This is a genomic window from Microbacterium binotii, assembly GCF_021398715.1.
Lineage (GTDB): Bacteria > Actinomycetota > Actinomycetes > Actinomycetales > Microbacteriaceae > Microbacterium > Microbacterium binotii_A.
On the sequence record NZ_CP090347.1, the window covers coordinates 1,676,312 to 1,694,390 of the forward strand.

Consider the following 18,079-nt stretch of genomic DNA (forward strand, 5'->3'; position numbering starts at 1 on the left):
CCTCATCGTACGACGGTGACGCAGCCGACTACGCTCGAGCACATGCCCTCCGACCCCACGCCCGACACCCGACGGGTCGAGTTCGACCTGCGCAAGCCGCGCTTCGCCTTCTACGCCGTGCGACCGACCGTCGTGATCGGCGGCCGCGGGCAGCCGGCGCAGTGGGGCCGCGGCACCTGGCAGGTGTCTTCGACGCAGTCCGAGCGCATCGGCGTGTTCCTGTTCAACCGGGTCTGGCGCTTCGGCTCGGCCGTCATCGATCTCGAACCCGCCTCGCGGGCGTTGCTTGTCTACCGCGCGCCAGTCCTGCCGTTCGGTCGGGGACGGCTCTCCACGACGGCCACTCCCCCGCGCTGACGACGTCCCGCGCCGAGGGGGTATCAGAAGCACGAACGGATGTCGGATGCCGCGCATACGGTGGCGCCATGGTCCGCTACGTCTACTGCACCGCATCCACTCTCGACGGCTTCCTCGCCGATGACGCGGACAGCCTCGACTGGCTGCTCACCGTGCCCGGCGCCGACGGAGCCACCGCCTTCGCCGCATTCCTCGATGGCGTGGGCGCGCTCGTGATGGGATCGACGACCTTCGACTGGGTGCACCGCCATGAGCGCCTCGACGAGAACCCCGAGCGCTGGCGCGACGCCTATGCAGAGCGCCCCGCGTTCGTCTTCAGCTCGCGCGAGGTCGCACCGGTTGCCGGTGCCGATATACGCCACGTCCGCGGAACCGTCTCGTCGCATCTCGTCGAGATCGACGCGGCGGCCTCGGGGCGGGACGTCTGGATCGTCGGCGGTGGCGACCTCGCAGGTCAGTTCGCTGACATCGGCCGTCTGGACCGCATCATCGTGACGTACGCTCCGGCGACCCTCGGATCGGGACGCCCCCTGCTGCCGCGACGGCTGGACTCCGCGCGATTGCGCGTCGAGGAAACCGCCATGGACGGACCTTTCGCGCAGATCACGCTGTCGGTGTCACCGTGACCCAGTCCCCGAACTTCGGCACGCGGCCGTCACCTGACGAGCGGCCCGTGAGGCGGCGCTGAACCCAGGGCCCCACATGTGTGCGGTAGTACGCCACGCCGGAGCTCGCGCGTGCGGCGGACTCGGCGGGAAGCGACCACCACGTGGGATCCGGCGTCTCTCCGAGAGCGTCCAGCACGCGTGCAGCGACGCGGTGGTGGCCGCGTGCGCTCATGTGCAGGCGATCGTCCGACCAGTAGCCCCGTGACGACAGCTCGGTGTCTGGCCAGTTCAGCGCCTGGACAACGTCCGGCCGGTTCTCGATGCGCGAGACGACCGCGGCCGACAGCTCGTCACCGCGGCGCTGGATGAGGCGACCCATCGGCAGATGCGGCGCGGGATTCGCGCCGCTCAGCACGATGAGGGTCACTCCCTCCTCATCGCACCGGCGCAGCACCTGATCGAAGGCATCCGCCAGGTGCGAGATCGCGGTACGCGGTCGCAGCATGTCGTTACCGCCGCCGTTGAAGGAGAGATGCGTCGGCCCCAGCGCGAGCGCGGCCTCCAGCTGCTCCGCGACGATCGGCCAGATCAGCTTTCCGCGGATCGCGAGGTTCGCATAGGAGATGTCGTGACCGAGCGAGTTCGCCCAGCCCTGGGCGGTGAGGTCCGCCCAGCCGCGCACACGACCGTCCGGAAGTTCGTCCCCCACTCCCTCGGTGAAGGAATCGCCGATCGCGACGTACCGGATCTCGGGCACGCTTCCCCCTGTTCCGTCGGCTCCCTGCGCCGCACCTGTCGAGCCTACTCGCCGGTCTCGGCCAGCAACTCACGTACCCGCGGGGCCACCTTGGTGCCGTAGAGCTCGATCGAGTGCAGCATCTTCTCGTGTGCGAGGGTGCCGTTCGAGAACTTCAGGTCGAACCGGTCGATTCCGAGGGTCCGCACGGTCGCGGCGAGCTTGCGAGCCACTGTCTCGGGCGAGCCGGCGTAGACGGCGCCGTCGGGTCCGACATCGTTCTGGAACTGCGCGCGGCTGTACGGGGGCCAACCGCGTTCGCGGCCGATGGCGTTGCGGTTGGCTTCCATCGCGGGGTACATCTCGTCCCACGCCTGCTCGTCCGTGTCGGCGATGTGGCCCGGCGAGTGCACGCCGATGGGCAGACGTGGGGAACCCATCGCGTCACGCGTGCGGTGGAACAGGTCGACGTACGGACGGAATCGTGCTGCCGCTCCCCCGATGATCGCGAGCATCAGCGCGTACCCCCGGTGCGCGGCGCGTACGACGGACTCCGGCGAGCCGCCCACGCCCACCCACGCACGGAAGCCGTTCTCCGTCTTGGGGAACACGTCGGCGTTGTTCAGAGCGGCGCGGGTCCTTCCCTGCCACGTGACGGGCGTCTCTTCGCGCAGCCTGCTGAACAGATCGAGACGCTCGTCGAAGAGCACCTCGTAGTCGGCGAGGTCGAATCCGAAGAGCGGGAACGACTCGATGAACGACCCACGCCCGAGGATGACCTCGGCGCGTCCGTTCGAGACCGCATCCAGTGTCGCGAAGCGCTCGTACACGCGCACCGGGTCGTCTGAGGAGAGAACCGTCACTGCGGTGCCGAGATGGATGTCGCGCGTCCGGGCCGCCGCGGCAGCCAGAACGATCTCCGGGCTCGAGACGGCGAACTCCTTGCGATGGTGCTCCCCCACGCCGAAGAACGCCAGCCCGACCTCGTCGGCCCGCACCGCCTGCTCGACCACATTGCGGATCGTCTGAGCGTCCGTCAGGGGCACACCCTGCTCGTCCGCGGTGACGTCACCGAACGTGTCCAGTCCGAACTCCACGGTCATCGCGACCACCTTTCATTCAGACGGATACAACTCGCGGGTGGGTCTCACCATTCCCTCAGTGCGCACGCAGCGCATCGCGCAGCGTGTCGAGACCGACCCCGCCGATGTCGAGCGCCCGCTTGTGGAACTGCTTGATGGAGAACGCCTCACCCTGCGTCTCACGCGCATCGTCGCGGATCTGCTCCCAGATCCGCTGACCGACCTTGTACGAGGGCGCCTGGCCCGGCCAGCCGAGGTAGCGGTTGACCTCGAACTGGATGAACGCGTCCGGCATGTTCACGTTCTGCCGCATGAAGGCGAGCGCGAAGTCGTGATCCCAGACGCCGTCGCCGTCCGGGCGCTGCTTGCCGAGGTGCACACCGATGTCGAGAACCACCCGGGCTGCCCGCATCCGCTGACCGTCGAGCATGCCCAGTCGGTCGGCGGGATCGTCGAGGTACCCCAGCTGCTCCATGAGCCGCTCCGCATACAGCGCCCAGCCTTCGGCGTGGCCGGACGTTCCGGCCAGCAGACGCCGCCACGAGTTGAGCTGCGCACGGTTGTAGACGGCCTGCGCGATCTGCAGATGATGGCCCGGTACGCCCTCGTGGTAGACCGTGGTGAGCTCGCGCCACGTGTCGAACTCGGTGACGCCTTCGGGCACCGACCACCACATGCGGCCCGGTCGGGAGAAGTCGTCGGTCGGGCCGGTGTAGTAGATCCCGCCCTCCTGCGTCGGCGCGATCATGCACTCGAGCCGGCGGATCGGCTCCGCGATGTCGAAGTGGGTGCGGCCGAGCTCGGCCACGGCGCGGTCGCTCGTCGCCTGCATCCACTCCTGCAGCGCCTGGGTGCCGTGCAGCTTGCGCGACGGGTCCGCCTCGAGATGGGCGACGGCCTCGGCGACGCCGGCGCCGGGCAGGATCTCGTTCGCGATGGCCTCCTGCTCGGCGACCATCCGGGCCAGTTCCTCGATACCCCACTCATACGTCTCGTCGAGGTCGATCTCGGCGCCCAGGAAACGACGCGAATGCAGCGCGTACAGCTCGCGCCCCACCGCATCCTGCTCGCCGGCGGCGGGGGCGAGCTCCGTGGACAGGAAACGTGCAAGATCGTCGTACGCGACGCGAGCGGCGCCGGACTGGTCGGCCAGCTCGCGAGCGAGGGATGCGGGCAGCTGCCCCTCGGCGGGGGCGGCATCGCCGGCGTACGTCGCGAAGAACCCGGTCTCCGCGGTGTACCGCTCGATCTGGGTGACGACCTCCAGAACCTGACGACGTGCGGGGACCGTGCCCGCCGCGATGCCCGCACGGAGAGTGGCGATGTAACCGTCGACGGCCTCGGGGAGAGCCTGAAGACGACGGGCGACGACCTCCCAGTCCTCCACCGTGTCGGTGGGCATGAGATCGAAGACGGAGCGGATGTCCTGGGCGGGCGACGCGATGACGTTGAGGTCTCGCAAACCGGCCTGTGCATCGTGCAGCTCGAGGTCCAGCCGGAGCTCACGCGACAGGTCGGCCTTCGTCACGCCGTCGATGTCGTCGACGGGAGCGGTCGCTTCGAGCTCGGTGAGCGTGCGGCGAGCGGCGTCGGCGTAGCGCTCGGCGCCTTCGGGCGAGTAGTCACCGAATCGGTCGTTGTACTCGAACCGGCCGATGTACGTGGCGGTCGTGGGCGACAACTCGGCCACCGTGTCGACCCACGCGTCGGCGATGGCGTCGATGGGAGTGGAGGGACGGGACGTTTCACTCATGGATTCGAGCCTACGCCGACGGCCGTCACGCTTCAGTGCCCGGCCGCGTTCCAATCAGCGCCTCGCCCGATCTGCACATCGAGCGGGACGGTGAGCTGCGCCGCATCCCCCATGCGCGCGCGCACGATCTCCTCGACCTGGTCCCACTCCCCCGCCGCGACCTCGACGACCAACTCATCGTGGATCTGCAGCAGCACGCGCGACGCCAGCCGGCGCTCCTGGAACTCCGTGTGGATGCGGAACAGGGCGATCTTCATGATGTCGGCAGCGCTCCCCTGGATCGGGGCGTTGAGCGCCGCACGCTCCGCGTTCTCGCGCAGCACCCGGTTGGGGCTGGCGAGGTCGGGGAACGGGCGGCGCCGCTTGAAGATCGTCTCGGTATAGCCGTCTTCACGGGCCTTCTCGACGGATGCGCGCAGGTAGTCGCGCACGGCACCGAACCGTGCGAAGTACTCGCCCATCAGCTGCTTGGCCTCGGACTGCTCGATGCGTAGCTGCTTCGAGAGGCCGAACGCAGACAGTCCGTAGACGAGTCCGTACGACATCGCCTTGACCTTCGTGCGCATCTGCGACGTGACTTCCTCAGGAGTCACGCCGAACACGCGCGCACCGACGAAACGGTGCAGATCTTCGCCGGTGTTGAACGCCTCGATCAGACCGGGGTCCTCCGAGAGGTGCGCCATGATGCGCATCTCGATCTGCGAGTAGTCGGCGGTGAGGAGGGTTTCGTAGCCCGCGCCCACCTGGAAGGCGGAGCGGATGCGGCGGCTCTCCTCGGTGCGGATCGGAATGTTCTGCAGATTGGGGTCGGTGCTCGACAGACGGCCCGTCTGCGACCCCGTCTGCAGATAGGTCGTGTGAATCCGCCCGTCGGATGCGATCGCCGCATCCAGCGTCTCGATGATCTGACGCAGCTTCGTCGCTTCACGGTGCTGCAGCAGCAGGTCGAGGAACGGATGCGGGTGCGACTCCTGCAGATCGGCCAGGACGGCCGCATCCGTCGAGTATCCCGTTTTCGTCTTGCGGGTCTTGGGCAGCTGGAGCTGCTCGAAGAGGACCTCCTGCAGCTGCTTCGGAGAGCCGAGGTTCACCTCGCGGTCGATCGCCGCGTAGGCGCGCTGCGCCAAGCCGTCAGCACGCTCGGCGAGTTCGGCCGAGAATCCGGAGAGCACGTCGTGCGACACCGCCACGCCCGCGAGTTCCATGTCGGCGAGGGCGAGCAGCGTCGGCAGCTCGATGTCTCTGAGCACCGAGGACGGGCCCTCGCCCAGGGCTGCGCGCAGAGGTTCGGCCACCCGGATCGTGTACCAGGCGAGCTGACCGGGGGTCGCTCCCTCGGTTTCGGGGACGAGCTGCGATGGATCGGCCTCGGGGAGCTTCTCTCCGAGATAGCGGTCGACGAGGTCGCCGAGCGACTTGTCGGGAAGGCTCGGACGGATCAGCCAGCCGGCGAGGAGCGTGTCGAACGCCACGCCGGCGACCGTGAGTCCCGCGCGCCGCAGCGCCTTCACCTGGCCCTTGGCGTCGGTGAACGTCTTGGGCCGGTCGGAGGCGAGCCATGGAGCGAGGGCCTCTGCGACGCCGTCGCTCCAGCCCGCCTCGATCACTCCGGAGGCGCGGGCGAGCCCGATGCGCACGGGCACCGTGACACCCAGCACGACGGTCACTCCGATCTCCGCGTCCCCGGCCTCGTCGAGCCAGGCGCTGAGCATGGCGGGGTCGGTCGCCTCCACGGGGGCCGGGGCGGCGACGACGGGTGCCTCGTCGTCGGCGGCGCCTGCCGCATCCGCTCCGGTGGCCTCGAACACGCGCGGCAGGAGCGTGCGGAACTCGAGCCGCGCGAAGATGTCACGCACACCCTGCGCGTCGATCGGACGCACGGCGAGGTCTTCCGGCGTCACGGGCAGCTCCACGTCTGTGAGCAGACGGTTCAGAGCGCGGTTTCGCCGGACGTCGTCGATGTGCTCGCGCAGGTTGTTGCCCACGACGCCGGTGACCTTGTCGGCGTTGGCCAGCAGCTCGTCGAGAGACCCCCACTGCGTGAGCCACTTCACGGCCGTCTTCTCGCCGACCTTCGGCACGCCCGGCAGGTTGTCGCTCGTCTCCCCCACCAGCGCCGCGATCTCGGGGTACTGCGCGGGCGCCACCCCGTAGCGCTCCCGTACCGTCTCGGGCGTGTAACGCTTCAGCTGGGAGACGCCCTGCACGCTGGGGTAGAGCAGCGTCACCTCGTCGGTCACGAGCTGGATCGTGTCACGGTCGCCGGAGCAGACGAGGACGTCGTAGCCGGCAGCGACCCCTTCCGTGGCCAGGGTCGCGAGGATGTCATCGGCCTCGATGTCCTCTTTCGTCAACACCGTCACGTTCATGGCGCGCAGGCACTCCTGCAGCAGCGGAATCTGCCCGGAGAACTCCGGCGGGGTCTCGCTGCGAGTCGCCTTGTACTCGGGGTACTCCCGCGTACGGAACGAGACGCGCGAGGTGTCGAAGGCGACCGCGAGGTGCGTGGGCTTCTCGGCCTTCAACAGGTTCACGAACATCGAAAGGAAGCCGTAGACCCCGTTGGTGTGCTGCCCGTCCTTCGTCGTGAAGTTGTCGACGGGAAGGGCGTAGAAGGCCCGGAAGGCGAGCGAATGGCCGTCGACGACCAGCAGAGTAGGCTTTTCGGAGTCCGTCACCCTGACAGCCTAGTAAGGCCTGCGGACACGACACCCCGGAGCCCAGGAGCAGCATGACCGCGCCCGAGTACACGATCGATCCGCTGGAATGGGTGACGCGCCGCGGCACGGGCGCTCTCGCCGACAAGATGGGGCTCGAGTGGCTCGAGTTCACCGCCGAGCGCGCGATCGCCCGGATGCCCGTCGAAGGCAACACCCAGCCGGTGGGCCTCTTCCACGGGGGGGCCTACGTCGTGCTCGGCGAATCGCTGGGGTCGATGCACGCGAACTATCTCGCGGGCCCGGGGCGCCTCGCCGTCGGTGTCGACATCAATGCGACGCACACGCGCTCCGCCACATCCGGATACGTCACGGGAGTATGCACTCCCCTCCACATCGGACGCACCCTTATGGTGCACGAGATCGTCCTCTCGGACGACGCGGGACGCCGCTGCTCGACCGTGCGCATCACCAACCTCGTGAAGGACACCGCAGGCATCGCCTGATCGAGCGGATCAGGCGGGGCGCGTCACTTCTTGGGGGCGAGCTGCTCGATGATCGCCTTCGCGACGTCCTGCATCGTCAGGCGGCGGTCCATCGACGCCTTCTGGATCCAGCGGAACGCCTCGGGCTCGCTCAGGCCCATCTTCTCGTTCAGCAGGCCCTTGGCCCGGTCGACGAGCTTGCGGGTCTCGAAGCGCTCGACCATGTCGGCGACCTCTGCCTCGAGCGTGATGATCTGCTCGTAGCGGGCCAGTGCGATCTCGATCGCGGGCAGCAGATCGTTCGGCGTGAACGGCTTCACCACGTAGGCGAGCGCTCCGGCCTCGCTCGCGCGCTCCACGAGCTCCTTCTGGCTGAAGGCCGTGAGGAGGACGACCGGCGCGATGTGGTTCTTGTTCAGCTTCTCCGCCGCGCTGATGCCGTCGAGCTGCGGCATCTTGACGTCCATGATCACGAGGTCGGGACGCAGATCGGTGGCGAGCTGCACGGCGGTCTCACCGTCTCCGGCCTCACCGACGACGTCGAAGCCGTTGTCGCGGAGGATCTCGACGATGTCGAGGCGGATCAGCGACTCGTCCTCTGCCACCACCACGCGGCGGGGTGCGGTCGGGTTGGTCGCGGCGGTTTCCTGCTCAGTCACCTTTGAATCCTACGGCACGCGACCACTCCGCATCCGGATGCGACACCGCCCTCCCCCAGGATGGTGCGGTCCCCGGGCGTCGAGGCGATCTTCCGCCCCCGAGGAAATCGCTCGAGCAGACCGGGCAGCCCGGCGGCGGGAAGCGACCGACCGGTGCGATAAAGTCGAAGCCGGCCATGTGAGTGGCCGATGCCGGCGTGGCGGAATGGCAGACGCGACCGACTCAAACTCGGTTACTCGAAAGGGTGTGTGGGTTCGACTCCCACCGCCGGCACCAAGTGGGAGACCGCACCCGCCGCAACGCGGTCTCCCCCGCATCCGTGTCTCACTTGTGCACGCGCACGCGCCGGGGATCGTGAACCGCTGAGACACGACCGCTGGGCGCGGTGGCGGTTCCGTGTCTCACTTGTGCACGCCCACGCGCCGGGGATCGTGAACCGCTGGGACACGCAAGCGGCAGTGACACGACGCGTACGCAAGCCGGCAGCGGGGCCACGCGTGCGCAGTCGGCAGCCGAGCGGGGCGACAGCGCTCGCGGCGCCACACGGAAGAAGGGACCTCCCCCCGACGGGGAAGGTCCCTTCTGTGCACCTCGCGGGTTACTCGCCCGACCAGATCGGCGCGCGGCCGTTGACGGCGTCGCCGATCTTGTGGATGCGGATGTCGTTCGTCGAGCCGGCGATTCCGGGAGGCGAACCGGAGATCACGACGACCTTGTCACCCTCCTTCGCCAGGCCCTTGGAGAGGAAGAACTCATCGACCTGCATGAACATGTGGTCGGTGTGCGGCACGTGCTCCACCAGCGCCGACTGGATGCCCCACGTGACGGCCATGCGGCGACGGATCGCCGGGTCGGGCGTGAAGGCCATCATCGGGATGCTGGGACGCAGGCGCGACATGCGGCGCGCGGTGTCGCCGGACTCGGTGAAGATGCAGAGCCAGGTCGCCTCGACGAACTGAGCGACCTCCATCGCGGCGAGGGTGATCGCACCACCCTGCGTGCGCGGCTTGGTGTTCAGCGGGGCGATGCGGTCGAGACCGTGCTCCTCCGTGGAGGCCACGATGCGCGCCATCGTCTCGACGACGCCGACCGGGTACTTGCCGACGCTCGTCTCACCGGACAGCATGACCGCATCCGCACCGTCGAGGACGGCGTTGGCGACGTCGCTCGTCTCGGCCCGAGTCGGAACCGGGTTCTCGATCATGGACTCGAGCATCTGCGTGGCCACGATGACCGGCTTCGCCATCCGACGGCACAGCTCGACCGCGCGCTTCTGCACGATCGGGACCGCCTCCAGCGGAAGCTCCACACCGAGGTCGCCGCGAGCGACCATGATGCCGTCGAAGGCGTCGATGATCTCCTCGAGGTTGTCGACCGCCTGCGGCTTCTCGATCTTGGCGATGACCGGCACGCGCCGACCCTCTTCCGCCATGATCTCGTGCACGCGGTTGACGTCTTCGGCGTTGCGGACGAACGACAGCGCGATGATGTCCGCGCCCGCGTTCAGGCCCCAGCGAAGATCGGCCTCGTCCTTCTCCGATAGTGCGGGGACGTTGACGGCCACGCCGGGCAGGTTGATGCCCTTGTTGTTGGAGACGGGGCCGGCGACGATGACCTTCGTGGTGACGACGGTGCCGTCGGTCTCGATGACCTCGACACGCACCTTGCCGTCGTCGATCAGGAGGAAGTCACCGGGCTTGACGTCCTGCGGCAGGCCCTTGAAGGTCGTCGAGACGATCTCCTTGGTGCCGAGGATGTCCTCGACCGTGATCTTGAAGATGTCACCCACGGCGAGCTCGTGAGGGCCATCGGCGAACTTGCCGAGGCGGATCTTGGGCCCCTGCAGGTCGACGAGGATCGCGACGGCGGAGCCGGCGTCCTCTGCGGCGCGGCGCACGTTCGCGAAGTTCGCGTCGTGGACCGAGTAGTCACCGTGACTGAGGTTGAGGCGGGCGACGTTCACACCTGCGTCGATGATCGCGCGGACCATCTCGTAGGAGGAAGTTGCCGGGCCTAGGGTTGCGACGATTTTCGCGCGTCTCATCCGAGTTCGAACTCCGGGTCTTTTAGCGATGAAGGGGATGCAGGTTCAGCCTACGCGGGCTGCAACCCGATCGCGATATCGGTGGGCCGTACCGGAGCGGGCAATGCCGTCGAACCCATCAGGTAGCGGTCCACGGATGCGGCCGCTGCACGCCCTTCGGCGATCGCCCACACGATGAGCGACTGGCCGCGCCCCGCGTCACCGGCCACGAACACGCCGGGCGTGGTCGTCTGGTATGCGTCGTCGCGCTCGAGGTTGCCGCGCGAGGTGAACTGCGTCTGCAACTGGCCCTCGAGCTCCGTGCGCTCCGGGCCGGTGAAGCCCATTGCGATGAGCACCAGGTCGGCCGGGATCTCCCGCTCGGTGCCGCTCTTGGGCACGCGGCGTCCGTCGACGAACTCGGTCTCGGCCACGCGCAGCGCGCGCACCTCCCCGACCTCGTTCGAGAGGAACTCGACGGTGGAGGCGAGGAAGACCCGCTCGCCACCCTCCTCGTGCGCGGACTGCACCTCGAAGATCGTGGGCGTGGTCGGCCAGGGCTGCGCATCCGGGCGGGATGCGGGAGGCTGCTTGCCGATGGCGAGGTTCGTCACGCTCAGCGCGCCCTGACGGTGTGCGGTGCCGATGCAGTCGGCGCCGGTGTCGCCACCGCCGATGACGACGACGTGCTTGCCCTCGGCGCTGATCTGGGTGTGGAGCTTCTCCCCCGCGACCGCGCGGTTCGACTCGACCAGGTACTCCATCGCGAAGTGCACACCCGCCAGGTCGCGACCCGGGATGGAGAGATCGCGCGGCACCGTGGAGCCGGTCGCGACGACGACCGCGTCGTACCGGCTGCGCAGGTCGTCCCACGTGATGTCGCGTCCGATCTCGACGCCGGCGCGGAACCTCGTTCCCTCGTCCTGCATCTGACGAAGACGGAGCTCCAGGTGGCGCTTCTCCATCTTGAAGTCGGGGATGCCGTAGCGCAGCAGACCGCCGATGCGGTCGTCACGCTCGAACACCGCGACCGTGTGACCCGCGCGGGTCAGCTGCTGAGCCGCGGCGAGACCCGCGGGTCCGGAGCCGACGACGGCGACCGTCTTGCCGGTGAGCCGCTCCGGCGGCTCCGGCTCGACCCAGCCGTGCGAGAAGGCCTCGTCGATGATCGACACCTCGACCTGCTTGATGGTCACGGCCGGCTGGTTGATACCCAGCACGCACGCGCTCTCGCAGGGTGCGGGGCACAGCCGTCCCGTGAACTCCGGGAAGTTGTTGGTCGCGTGCAGTCGCTCGATCGCGCTGCGTCCCTCACCGCGCCAGGTCAGGTCGTTCCACTCGGGGATGAGGTTTCCCAGCGGGCATCCCTTGTGACAGAACGGGATGCCGCAGTCCATGCAGCGGCCGGCCTGTCGGCGCAGCACGGCCGAGTCCCCGGGCTCATAGACCTCTTTCCAGTCCATGATGCGCACGGGAACGGGACGCCGCGCGGGCAGCTCCCGCTCGGTCACCTTCAAAAAGCCCTTGGGGTCAGCCACCGGTCACCTCCATGATGCGGCTCCACACGATGTCGCCGTCGGGGTCGAGCCCCTCCGCCAACGCCTCCTCGCGGGTCTGCAGCACCGCTGCGTAATCGCGCGGCATGACCCGCACGAAGTTCTTCACTTCCTCCTCGAAGTCCTCGAGGAGCGATGCCGCCAGAGACGAATCCGTCTCCGCGGCGTGGCGCTCGAGCAGGTCGCGCAGGATCGCGGCGTCACCGGATCCCAGCTCTCCCAGCTCGAGCTCGCCCGAGGCGAGCGACTCCCGGTTCACCAGGTTCTCGTCCAGGCGGTACACGTAGGCCGTGCCGCCCGACATCCCCGCGCCGAGGTTGCGGCCGGTCGTTCCGAGGATGACGGCGAGACCGCCGGTCATGTACTCGAGCGCGTGGTCCCCCACGCCCTCCACGACAGCGGTCGCACCCGAGTTGCGCACCAGGAAGCGCTCGCCCACGACGCCGCGCAGGAACATGGTGCCCTGCGTCGCTCCATAGCCGATGACGTTGCCCGCGATGACGTTCTGCGAGGCATCGAAGCTCGACCCGCGAGGCGGACGAACCACGATCTGACCGCCCGACAGCCCCTTCCCGACGTAGTCGTTCGAGTCTCCCTCGAGGCGCAGCGTGATCCCCGACGGCATGAAGGCGCCGAAGGACTGCCCGGCGGATCCGGTGAGGTTCACGACGATCGAACCACTGGGCAGCCCGTTCGCACCGCGCGCCTTCGTGACGTGGTGACCCAGCATCGTGCCCACGGCACGCTCGGTGTTGCGCACGGGCAGGGTGATCTCGACCGTTCCGCCGTGCGCGATGACGTCCTGCGCACGCTCGATGAGCGCGACGTCGAAGTGCTTCTCCAGCTCGTGCAGCTGCTCGCGGGCGTTCCGTCGCGGCTCGTCGTCGGCGAACGCGGGGCCCTCCAGGACGGGAGCCAGATCGAGACCGCTCGCCTTCCAGTGCTCGATCGCGCCGTTGACGTCCAGCAGTTCGTTGTGACCGATCGCCTCGTCGAGCGAACGGAAGCCGAGCTCGGCGAGGTACTCGCGCACCTCCTGAGCGATGAACTCCATGAAGTTCACGACGAACTCGGGCTTGCCGGTGAAACGCTCACGCAGAACCGGGTTCTGCGTCGCGACACCCACCGGACAGGTGTCGAGGTGGCACACGCGCATCATGATGCAGCCGGAGACCACGAGCGGTGCGGTCGCGAATCCGAACTCCTCGGCGCCCAGCAGCGCACCGATGATCACGTCGCGGCCGGTCTTGAGCTGTCCGTCGACCTGCACGACCACGCGATCGCGCATGCCGTTGAGCATGAGCGTCTGCTGCGTCTCCGCGAGACCCAGCTCCCACGGCGTGCCGGCGTGCTTGAGGGAGTTGAGCGGGCTGGCGCCCGTCCCACCGTCGAAGCCGGAGACCAGGATGACGTCGGCCAGGGCCTTCGCCGTGCCTGCGGCGACCGCGCCGATGCCCGACTGGCTCACGAGCTTCGCATGCACCCGAGCCGACGGGTTCGCCCGCTTGAGGTCGAAGATGAGCTGCTTGAGGTCTTCGATCGAATAGATGTCGTGATGCGGCGGCGGCGAGATGAGCCCGACACCGGGCGTCCCGCCGCGGGTGCGAGCGACCCAGGGGTACACCTTCTGCGGGGGCAGCTGTCCACCCTCGCCGGGCTTCGCGCCCTGAGCGAGCTTGATCTGGATGTCGTCGGCCTCGGTGAGGTAGAGGCTCGTGACACCGAACCGGCCCGACGCCACCTGCTTGATCGCGCTGCGCCGCTCCGGGTCGAGCAGACGCTCGACGTCTTCGCCGCCCTCGCCGGTGTTCGACTTGCCGCCGATGCGGTTCATCGCGATCGCAAGGGTCTCGTGCGCTTCCTTCGAGATCGAGCCGTAGCTCATCGCTCCGGTGGAGAAGCGCTTCACGATCGACGAGATCGGCTCGACCTCATCGATCGGCACAGGAGGCCGTACGCCCGTGCGCAGGCCGAACATACCGCGCAGCGTCTTGAGCTCGCTCGCCTGGTCGTCCACGAGCTTCGTGTACTCCCGGAAGATGTCGTAACGGCGCTCACGGGTCGCATGCTGCAGACGGAACACCGTGTCCGGGTTGAACAGGTGCGGCGAACCGTCGCGACGCCACTGGTACTCACCGCCGGTCCACAACCGCTCGTGCGCGCGGGCTGCCGCATCCTCCGGATACGCGAACGCATGGCGTGCCGCGTTCTCGGCGGCGATGACGTCCAGGCCGACGCCGCCGAGCTTCGACTCGGTACCGGTGAAGTACGACGCGATGAACTCCTCGGACAGTCCGACCGCCTCGAAGACCTGAGCCCCCGCATAGGACGAAACCGTGGAGATGCCCATCTTCGACATGATCTTCAGCACGCCCTTGCCGAGCGCCTTGATCAGGTTCTTGACCGCCTTCTCGGGCGAGATGCCCGTGATGAACCCGGCGCGGACGAGGTACTCGACGCTCTCCATGGCGAGGTAGGGGTTCACCGCGGAGGCGCCGTAGCCGATGAGGGTCGCCACGTGGTGCACCTCGCGCACGTCGCCCGCCTCGACCACGAGGCCGACCTTCATGCGGGTCTGGTTGCGGATGAGGTGGTGGTGCACCGCGGCGAGCATGAGCAGCGACGGGATGGGGGCCAGATCCGCGTTGGAATCGCGGTCGCTCAGCACGATGAACTCGGCACCGTCCTCGATGGCACGGTCGACCTCGGCGCACATCTGCGTCAGGCGCTTCTCCATCCCCTTCGCGCCGGCCTGCACGCGGTACAGGCCGCGGATGGTGGCGGAGGTGCGACCCGGCAGTGCCGTGTCGATGTGCTGGATCTTCGCGAGCTCGTCGTTGTCGATCACCGGGAAGTCGAGAGTGACGGTGCGCGCATGCTCCGCACCCCAGCTCAGCAGGTTCGGCTCGGGGCCGAGGCCCAGCGAGAGCGAGGTCACGACCTCTTCACGGATCGAGTCCAGCGGCGGGTTGGTCACCTGCGCGAACTGCTGGGTGAAGTAGTCGAACAGGAGCCGGGGACGCTCGCTCAGGACCGCGACGGGCGTGTCGCTGCCCATCGCACCCAGCGGCTCCGCGCCCGTCTGCCCCATGGGCGTCAGCAGGATGCGGACCTCCTCCTCCGTGTAGCCGAAGGTGCGCTGACGCCGCGTGATGGAGGCGATGGGATGCACGATGTGCTCGCGCTCGGGAAGCTCGGAGAGGCGCACGCGCCCCGCATCCAGCCACTCCTGCCAGGGCTGGAGCGTCGCGAGCTCGTTCTTGATCTCGTCGTCCTCGATGATACGGCGCTGCGCGGTGTCGACGAGGAACATGCGACCCGGCCGCAGCCGGCCGCGGCGCTTGATGCGCTCGGGCTCGAAGTCGAGCACGCCGGTCTCGCTGCCGATGACGACGAGTCCGTCCGTCGTCTCCGTCCAGCGTCCCGGACGAAGACCGTTGCGGTCGAGGGTGGCGCCCACCACGGTGCCGTCCGTGAAGATCAGCGCGGCCGGACCGTCCCAGGGCTCCATCTGCATGGAGTGGTACTCGTAGAAAGAGCGCAGCTTCGGGTCCATGTCGGGCTGCTTCTCGTACGCCTCCGGGACCATCATCATGATGGCGTGCGGCAGGCTCCGGCCGGTCAGCGTGAGAAGCTCCAGCACCTCATCGAACGACGCGGAGTCACTCGCTCCGTCGGTGCAGATCGGCAGAAGCGGACGGATGTCGCCGAGCATCTCGGACTCGAGCTGCGACTGGCGCGCCCGCATCCAGTTGCGGTTGCCGTTGACCGTGTTGATCTCGCCGTTGTGCGCGACCATCCGCAGCGGCTGCGCGAGCGGCCACGACGGGAACGTGTTGGTCGAGTAGCGGGAGTGGACGACGGCGAGCTCGGACGCGAAGCGCTCGTCCTGCAGGTCGGGATAGAACGGCTCGAGCTGCAGGGTCGTGACCATGCCCTTGTATCCGAGCGTGCGACTGGACAGCGAGACGAAGTACGCGTCGAGCTCATTGCGGGCGCGCTTGCGCAGACGGAATACCCGACGATCCAGGTCGATGCCACTGAGCGCGGGCGCGTCTCCCACGGCCGGGCGGGAAAGGAACAGCTGCTCGAACGCCGGGCGCGCCTCGAGCGCCAGCTTGCCGAGGTGCTCCTCCTCCGTGGGCACCTCGCGCCAGCCGAGCACCACGAGGTTCTCGCTCGCGGCGATGCGCTCGATGCCGGCCTTCTGCGCGGCGCGCTCCTCACCGTCGCGCGGCAGGAACGCGAGACCGGCCGCGTACTCCCCCACCGGCGGCAGGTCGAAGTCCACGACGGCACGCAGGAACGCGTCCGGCATCTGCGTGAGGATGCCCGCGCCGTCGCCCGTGCCTGCGTCGGAGCCGATCGCGCCGCGGTGCTCCAGATTGCGAAGCGCCGTCAGGGCGAGATCGATGATGTCGTGGCCCGCCTCGCCGCGAAGGGTCGCGACCATGGCCAGACCACACGCGTCCTTCTCGAACGCGGGGTTGTACATGCCCTGCTTGGCAGGGAAGGCGCCGAAGCCCGCAGATCCGGGGGCGCTGTGACGGGGGCTCGAAGCCATACCAACCGTCCTCGATTGTTGCTGTTGCTGGGACGACGTCGGCCCGGAGAGTTACTTGGCGGCGGTGCTTGTGGCGCTGCCAGTGGTGATGGTTTCGTCGGCGGGGGGTGCGCTCACATCGACGAAGTCCTCGGTGTTCTGCGATTGTACAGCCGACTTGTCCACCCACTCGCGACCGGGCCGGTACGGCGAGGCCTCGAGGCCCGTGTGACGCACCTTCTGGACGACCAGGATGACGAGACCCAGGATGACGCCGAGGATGGCTGCCCATACGTTCGAGCGCAGTCCGAGGAACACCTCGCTCGGGTCGATACGGATGTTCTCCCAGACGATTCGGCCCGCCGAGTACCAGACGAGGTAGAGACCGAACTGACGACCCCACTGGAGCGTGAAACGCCTTCCGGCCCACAGGATGACGGCCGCGCCCAGGAGATTCCAGATCACCTCGTAGAGGAAGGTCGGCTGGAAAAGCGTGCCCTCTGGCAGTCCCACGGGGATCGCGTCGTTCGGTCGGGCGATCTCCAGCCCCCACCATCCGTCTGTCGGCTGACCGAACAGCTCCTGGTTGAAGTAGTTGCCGAAACGGCCCATCGCCTGGGCGATGATGAGCCCGGGGGCCAGGGCGTCGGCGAAGCTCCAGAACCGGATCCCCGTCCAGCGACAGCCGATGAGCGCGCCGATCGCGCCGCCGATGAGGGCGCCGTAGATCGCGATGCCGCCCTCCCAGATGGCCCACACGGAACCCTGTTCGAAGGGGTTCCAGGTGTTCTTGCCCTCACCGAAGTAGAACCCCGGGTGCGTGAGCACGTGGAAGGCTCTGGCGCCGATGAGCGCGAGCGGAATCGCGAACAGCGCGATGTCCACGACGACCCAGGGCTCGCCGCCGCGCTTGGTCAGGCGCCGGTTCGTGAGGATGGTGGCCACGACGATGCCGGCGATGATGCACAGCGCGTAGAAGCGGATCTCCGGGCCGCCCGGCCACAGGTCGAAGTGGTTGATCGGAGGGCTCGGGATGCTGGCGAGCACGCCTGCGGGCGCGCTCGTGAGGGCGAACGTCATGACGACGAGTCTAAAGGCGTCGATGGTGCGCTCGTGCGCGCTCAGGGATACCTGTCGAAGCGCGCGCCCTCGGGTCGGGAACGCTCGATCGTGAACACCAGGAGGACGATCGCGCCGATCAGCGGGATCAGCAGGATGAAGAACCAGAGCCCGCTGCGATCCGTGTCGTGCAGACGGCGCCAGGTGAGCGCGAGACCGGGCAGCAGCGTGACCAGGGAGTAGAGCACGGCGATGGCCCCGATGACCGTCGTCACGCCGGCGTCCGATTGCGCGCCGTCCCACACCACGTAGGGCGCGGGCCACGCGGAGAAGGTCAACGGGTCGCCGGCGGCGGTCGAGACGATCTGGAATCCGATCCCGACGAGGGCGTTCGTCAGCACCCACCACCAGAACTCGCTGCGGCTCGCCCGGCCCGCGAACGTCGCGTACTTGAGGAAGTAGCGCGCGATCGCCTGCGGCCAAGATGCTCCGTACAGCGGGAGCGACAAGGGGGTCGTGGAGGAGCTCACCTGCGCGACGCTACGCGAACAGCGCCCATC

General features: G+C 68.2%; 13 protein-coding genes and 1 tRNA gene. 4 read left to right on the forward strand and 10 right to left on the reverse strand.

Annotated features, from left to right (window positions below; translation table 11 throughout):
• The first annotated feature begins 42 nt into the window (after positions 1-42).
• Both LXM64_RS08445 and LXM64_RS08450 read left to right on the forward strand, forming a co-directional pair.
• Positions 43-357 (forward strand): hypothetical protein, encoded by a 315-nt coding sequence (locus LXM64_RS08445; RefSeq protein WP_234072851.1) that lies wholly within the window; start codon positions 43-45, stop codon positions 355-357.
• A 68-nt stretch (positions 358-425) separates the two neighbouring features.
• Positions 426-983, forward strand: coding sequence for a dihydrofolate reductase family protein (locus LXM64_RS08450; protein WP_234072852.1), 558 nt, complete (start codon positions 426-428; stop codon positions 981-983).
• Here LXM64_RS08450 and LXM64_RS08455 read toward each other — a convergent pair.
• From LXM64_RS08455 to polA, 4 genes are read right to left on the reverse strand one after another with little or no spacing between them, the layout of a single operon-like run.
• On the reverse strand, positions 961-1,722 hold the full coding sequence (locus tag LXM64_RS08455; RefSeq protein WP_234072853.1) for an SGNH/GDSL hydrolase family protein: 762 nt from the start codon (positions 1,720-1,722) through the stop codon (positions 961-963). The genes LXM64_RS08450 and LXM64_RS08455 overlap by 23 nt on opposite strands.
• A gap of 44 nt (positions 1,723-1,766) precedes the next feature.
• A complete protein-coding gene (locus tag LXM64_RS08460; protein ID WP_234072854.1) occupies positions 1,767-2,804 on the reverse strand; it encodes an LLM class flavin-dependent oxidoreductase in 1,038 nt (345 codons plus the stop codon).
• Between the two features lie 55 nt (positions 2,805-2,859).
• Entirely contained in the window at positions 2,860-4,536 is a 1,677-nt protein-coding gene (locus tag LXM64_RS08465) for a DUF885 domain-containing protein (RefSeq protein WP_234072855.1), read from the reverse strand.
• A gap of 32 nt (positions 4,537-4,568) precedes the next feature.
• Positions 4,569-7,214, reverse strand: a complete 2,646-nt coding sequence (gene polA, locus LXM64_RS08470; RefSeq protein ID WP_234072856.1) for a DNA polymerase I — start codon at positions 7,212-7,214, stop codon at positions 4,569-4,571.
• Between the two features lie 53 nt (positions 7,215-7,267).
• Between polA and LXM64_RS08475 the strand changes: the two genes are divergently transcribed.
• Entirely contained in the window at positions 7,268-7,699 is a 432-nt protein-coding gene (locus LXM64_RS08475; RefSeq protein WP_234072857.1) for a hotdog fold thioesterase, read from the forward strand.
• Between the two features lie 23 nt (positions 7,700-7,722).
• On the opposite strand, the gene LXM64_RS08480 is transcribed toward LXM64_RS08475, so the two are convergent.
• The gene (locus tag LXM64_RS08480) at positions 7,723-8,337 is read right to left on the reverse strand and encodes an ANTAR domain-containing response regulator (RefSeq protein WP_137416998.1); all 615 of its coding nucleotides are present in this window, start codon (positions 8,335-8,337) and stop codon (positions 7,723-7,725) included.
• A gap of 191 nt (positions 8,338-8,528) precedes the next feature.
• Between LXM64_RS08480 and LXM64_RS08485 the strand changes: the two genes are divergently transcribed.
• A tRNA-Leu gene (locus tag LXM64_RS08485) sits at positions 8,529-8,614 on the forward strand.
• 322 nt (positions 8,615-8,936) lie between these two features.
• Here LXM64_RS08485 and pyk read toward each other — a convergent pair.
• From pyk to LXM64_RS08510, 5 genes are read right to left on the reverse strand one after another with little or no spacing between them, the layout of a single operon-like run.
• Positions 8,937-10,382, reverse strand: a complete 1,446-nt coding sequence (gene pyk / locus LXM64_RS08490) for a pyruvate kinase (RefSeq protein WP_234072858.1) — start codon at positions 10,380-10,382, stop codon at positions 8,937-8,939.
• Positions 10,383-10,432: 50 nt separating this feature from the next.
• Positions 10,433-11,899 (reverse strand): glutamate synthase subunit beta, encoded by a 1,467-nt coding sequence (locus LXM64_RS08495; RefSeq protein WP_234072859.1) that lies wholly within the window; start codon positions 11,897-11,899, stop codon positions 10,433-10,435.
• A complete protein-coding gene (gene gltB, locus LXM64_RS08500; RefSeq protein WP_234072860.1) occupies positions 11,892-16,481 on the reverse strand; it encodes a glutamate synthase large subunit in 4,590 nt (1,529 codons plus the stop codon). Before gltB ends, LXM64_RS08495 begins: the two co-directional genes overlap by 8 nt.
• Before the next feature lie 51 nt (positions 16,482-16,532).
• Complete coding sequence (gene lgt, locus LXM64_RS08505; RefSeq protein ID WP_234072861.1) at positions 16,533-17,540, reverse strand: prolipoprotein diacylglyceryl transferase; 1,008 nt, start codon at positions 17,538-17,540, stop codon at positions 16,533-16,535.
• 41 nt (positions 17,541-17,581) lie between these two features.
• On the reverse strand, positions 17,582-18,049 hold the full coding sequence (locus LXM64_RS08510; protein ID WP_234072862.1) for a DUF805 domain-containing protein: 468 nt from the start codon (positions 18,047-18,049) through the stop codon (positions 17,582-17,584).
• Positions 18,050-18,079: the final 30 nt, after the last annotated feature.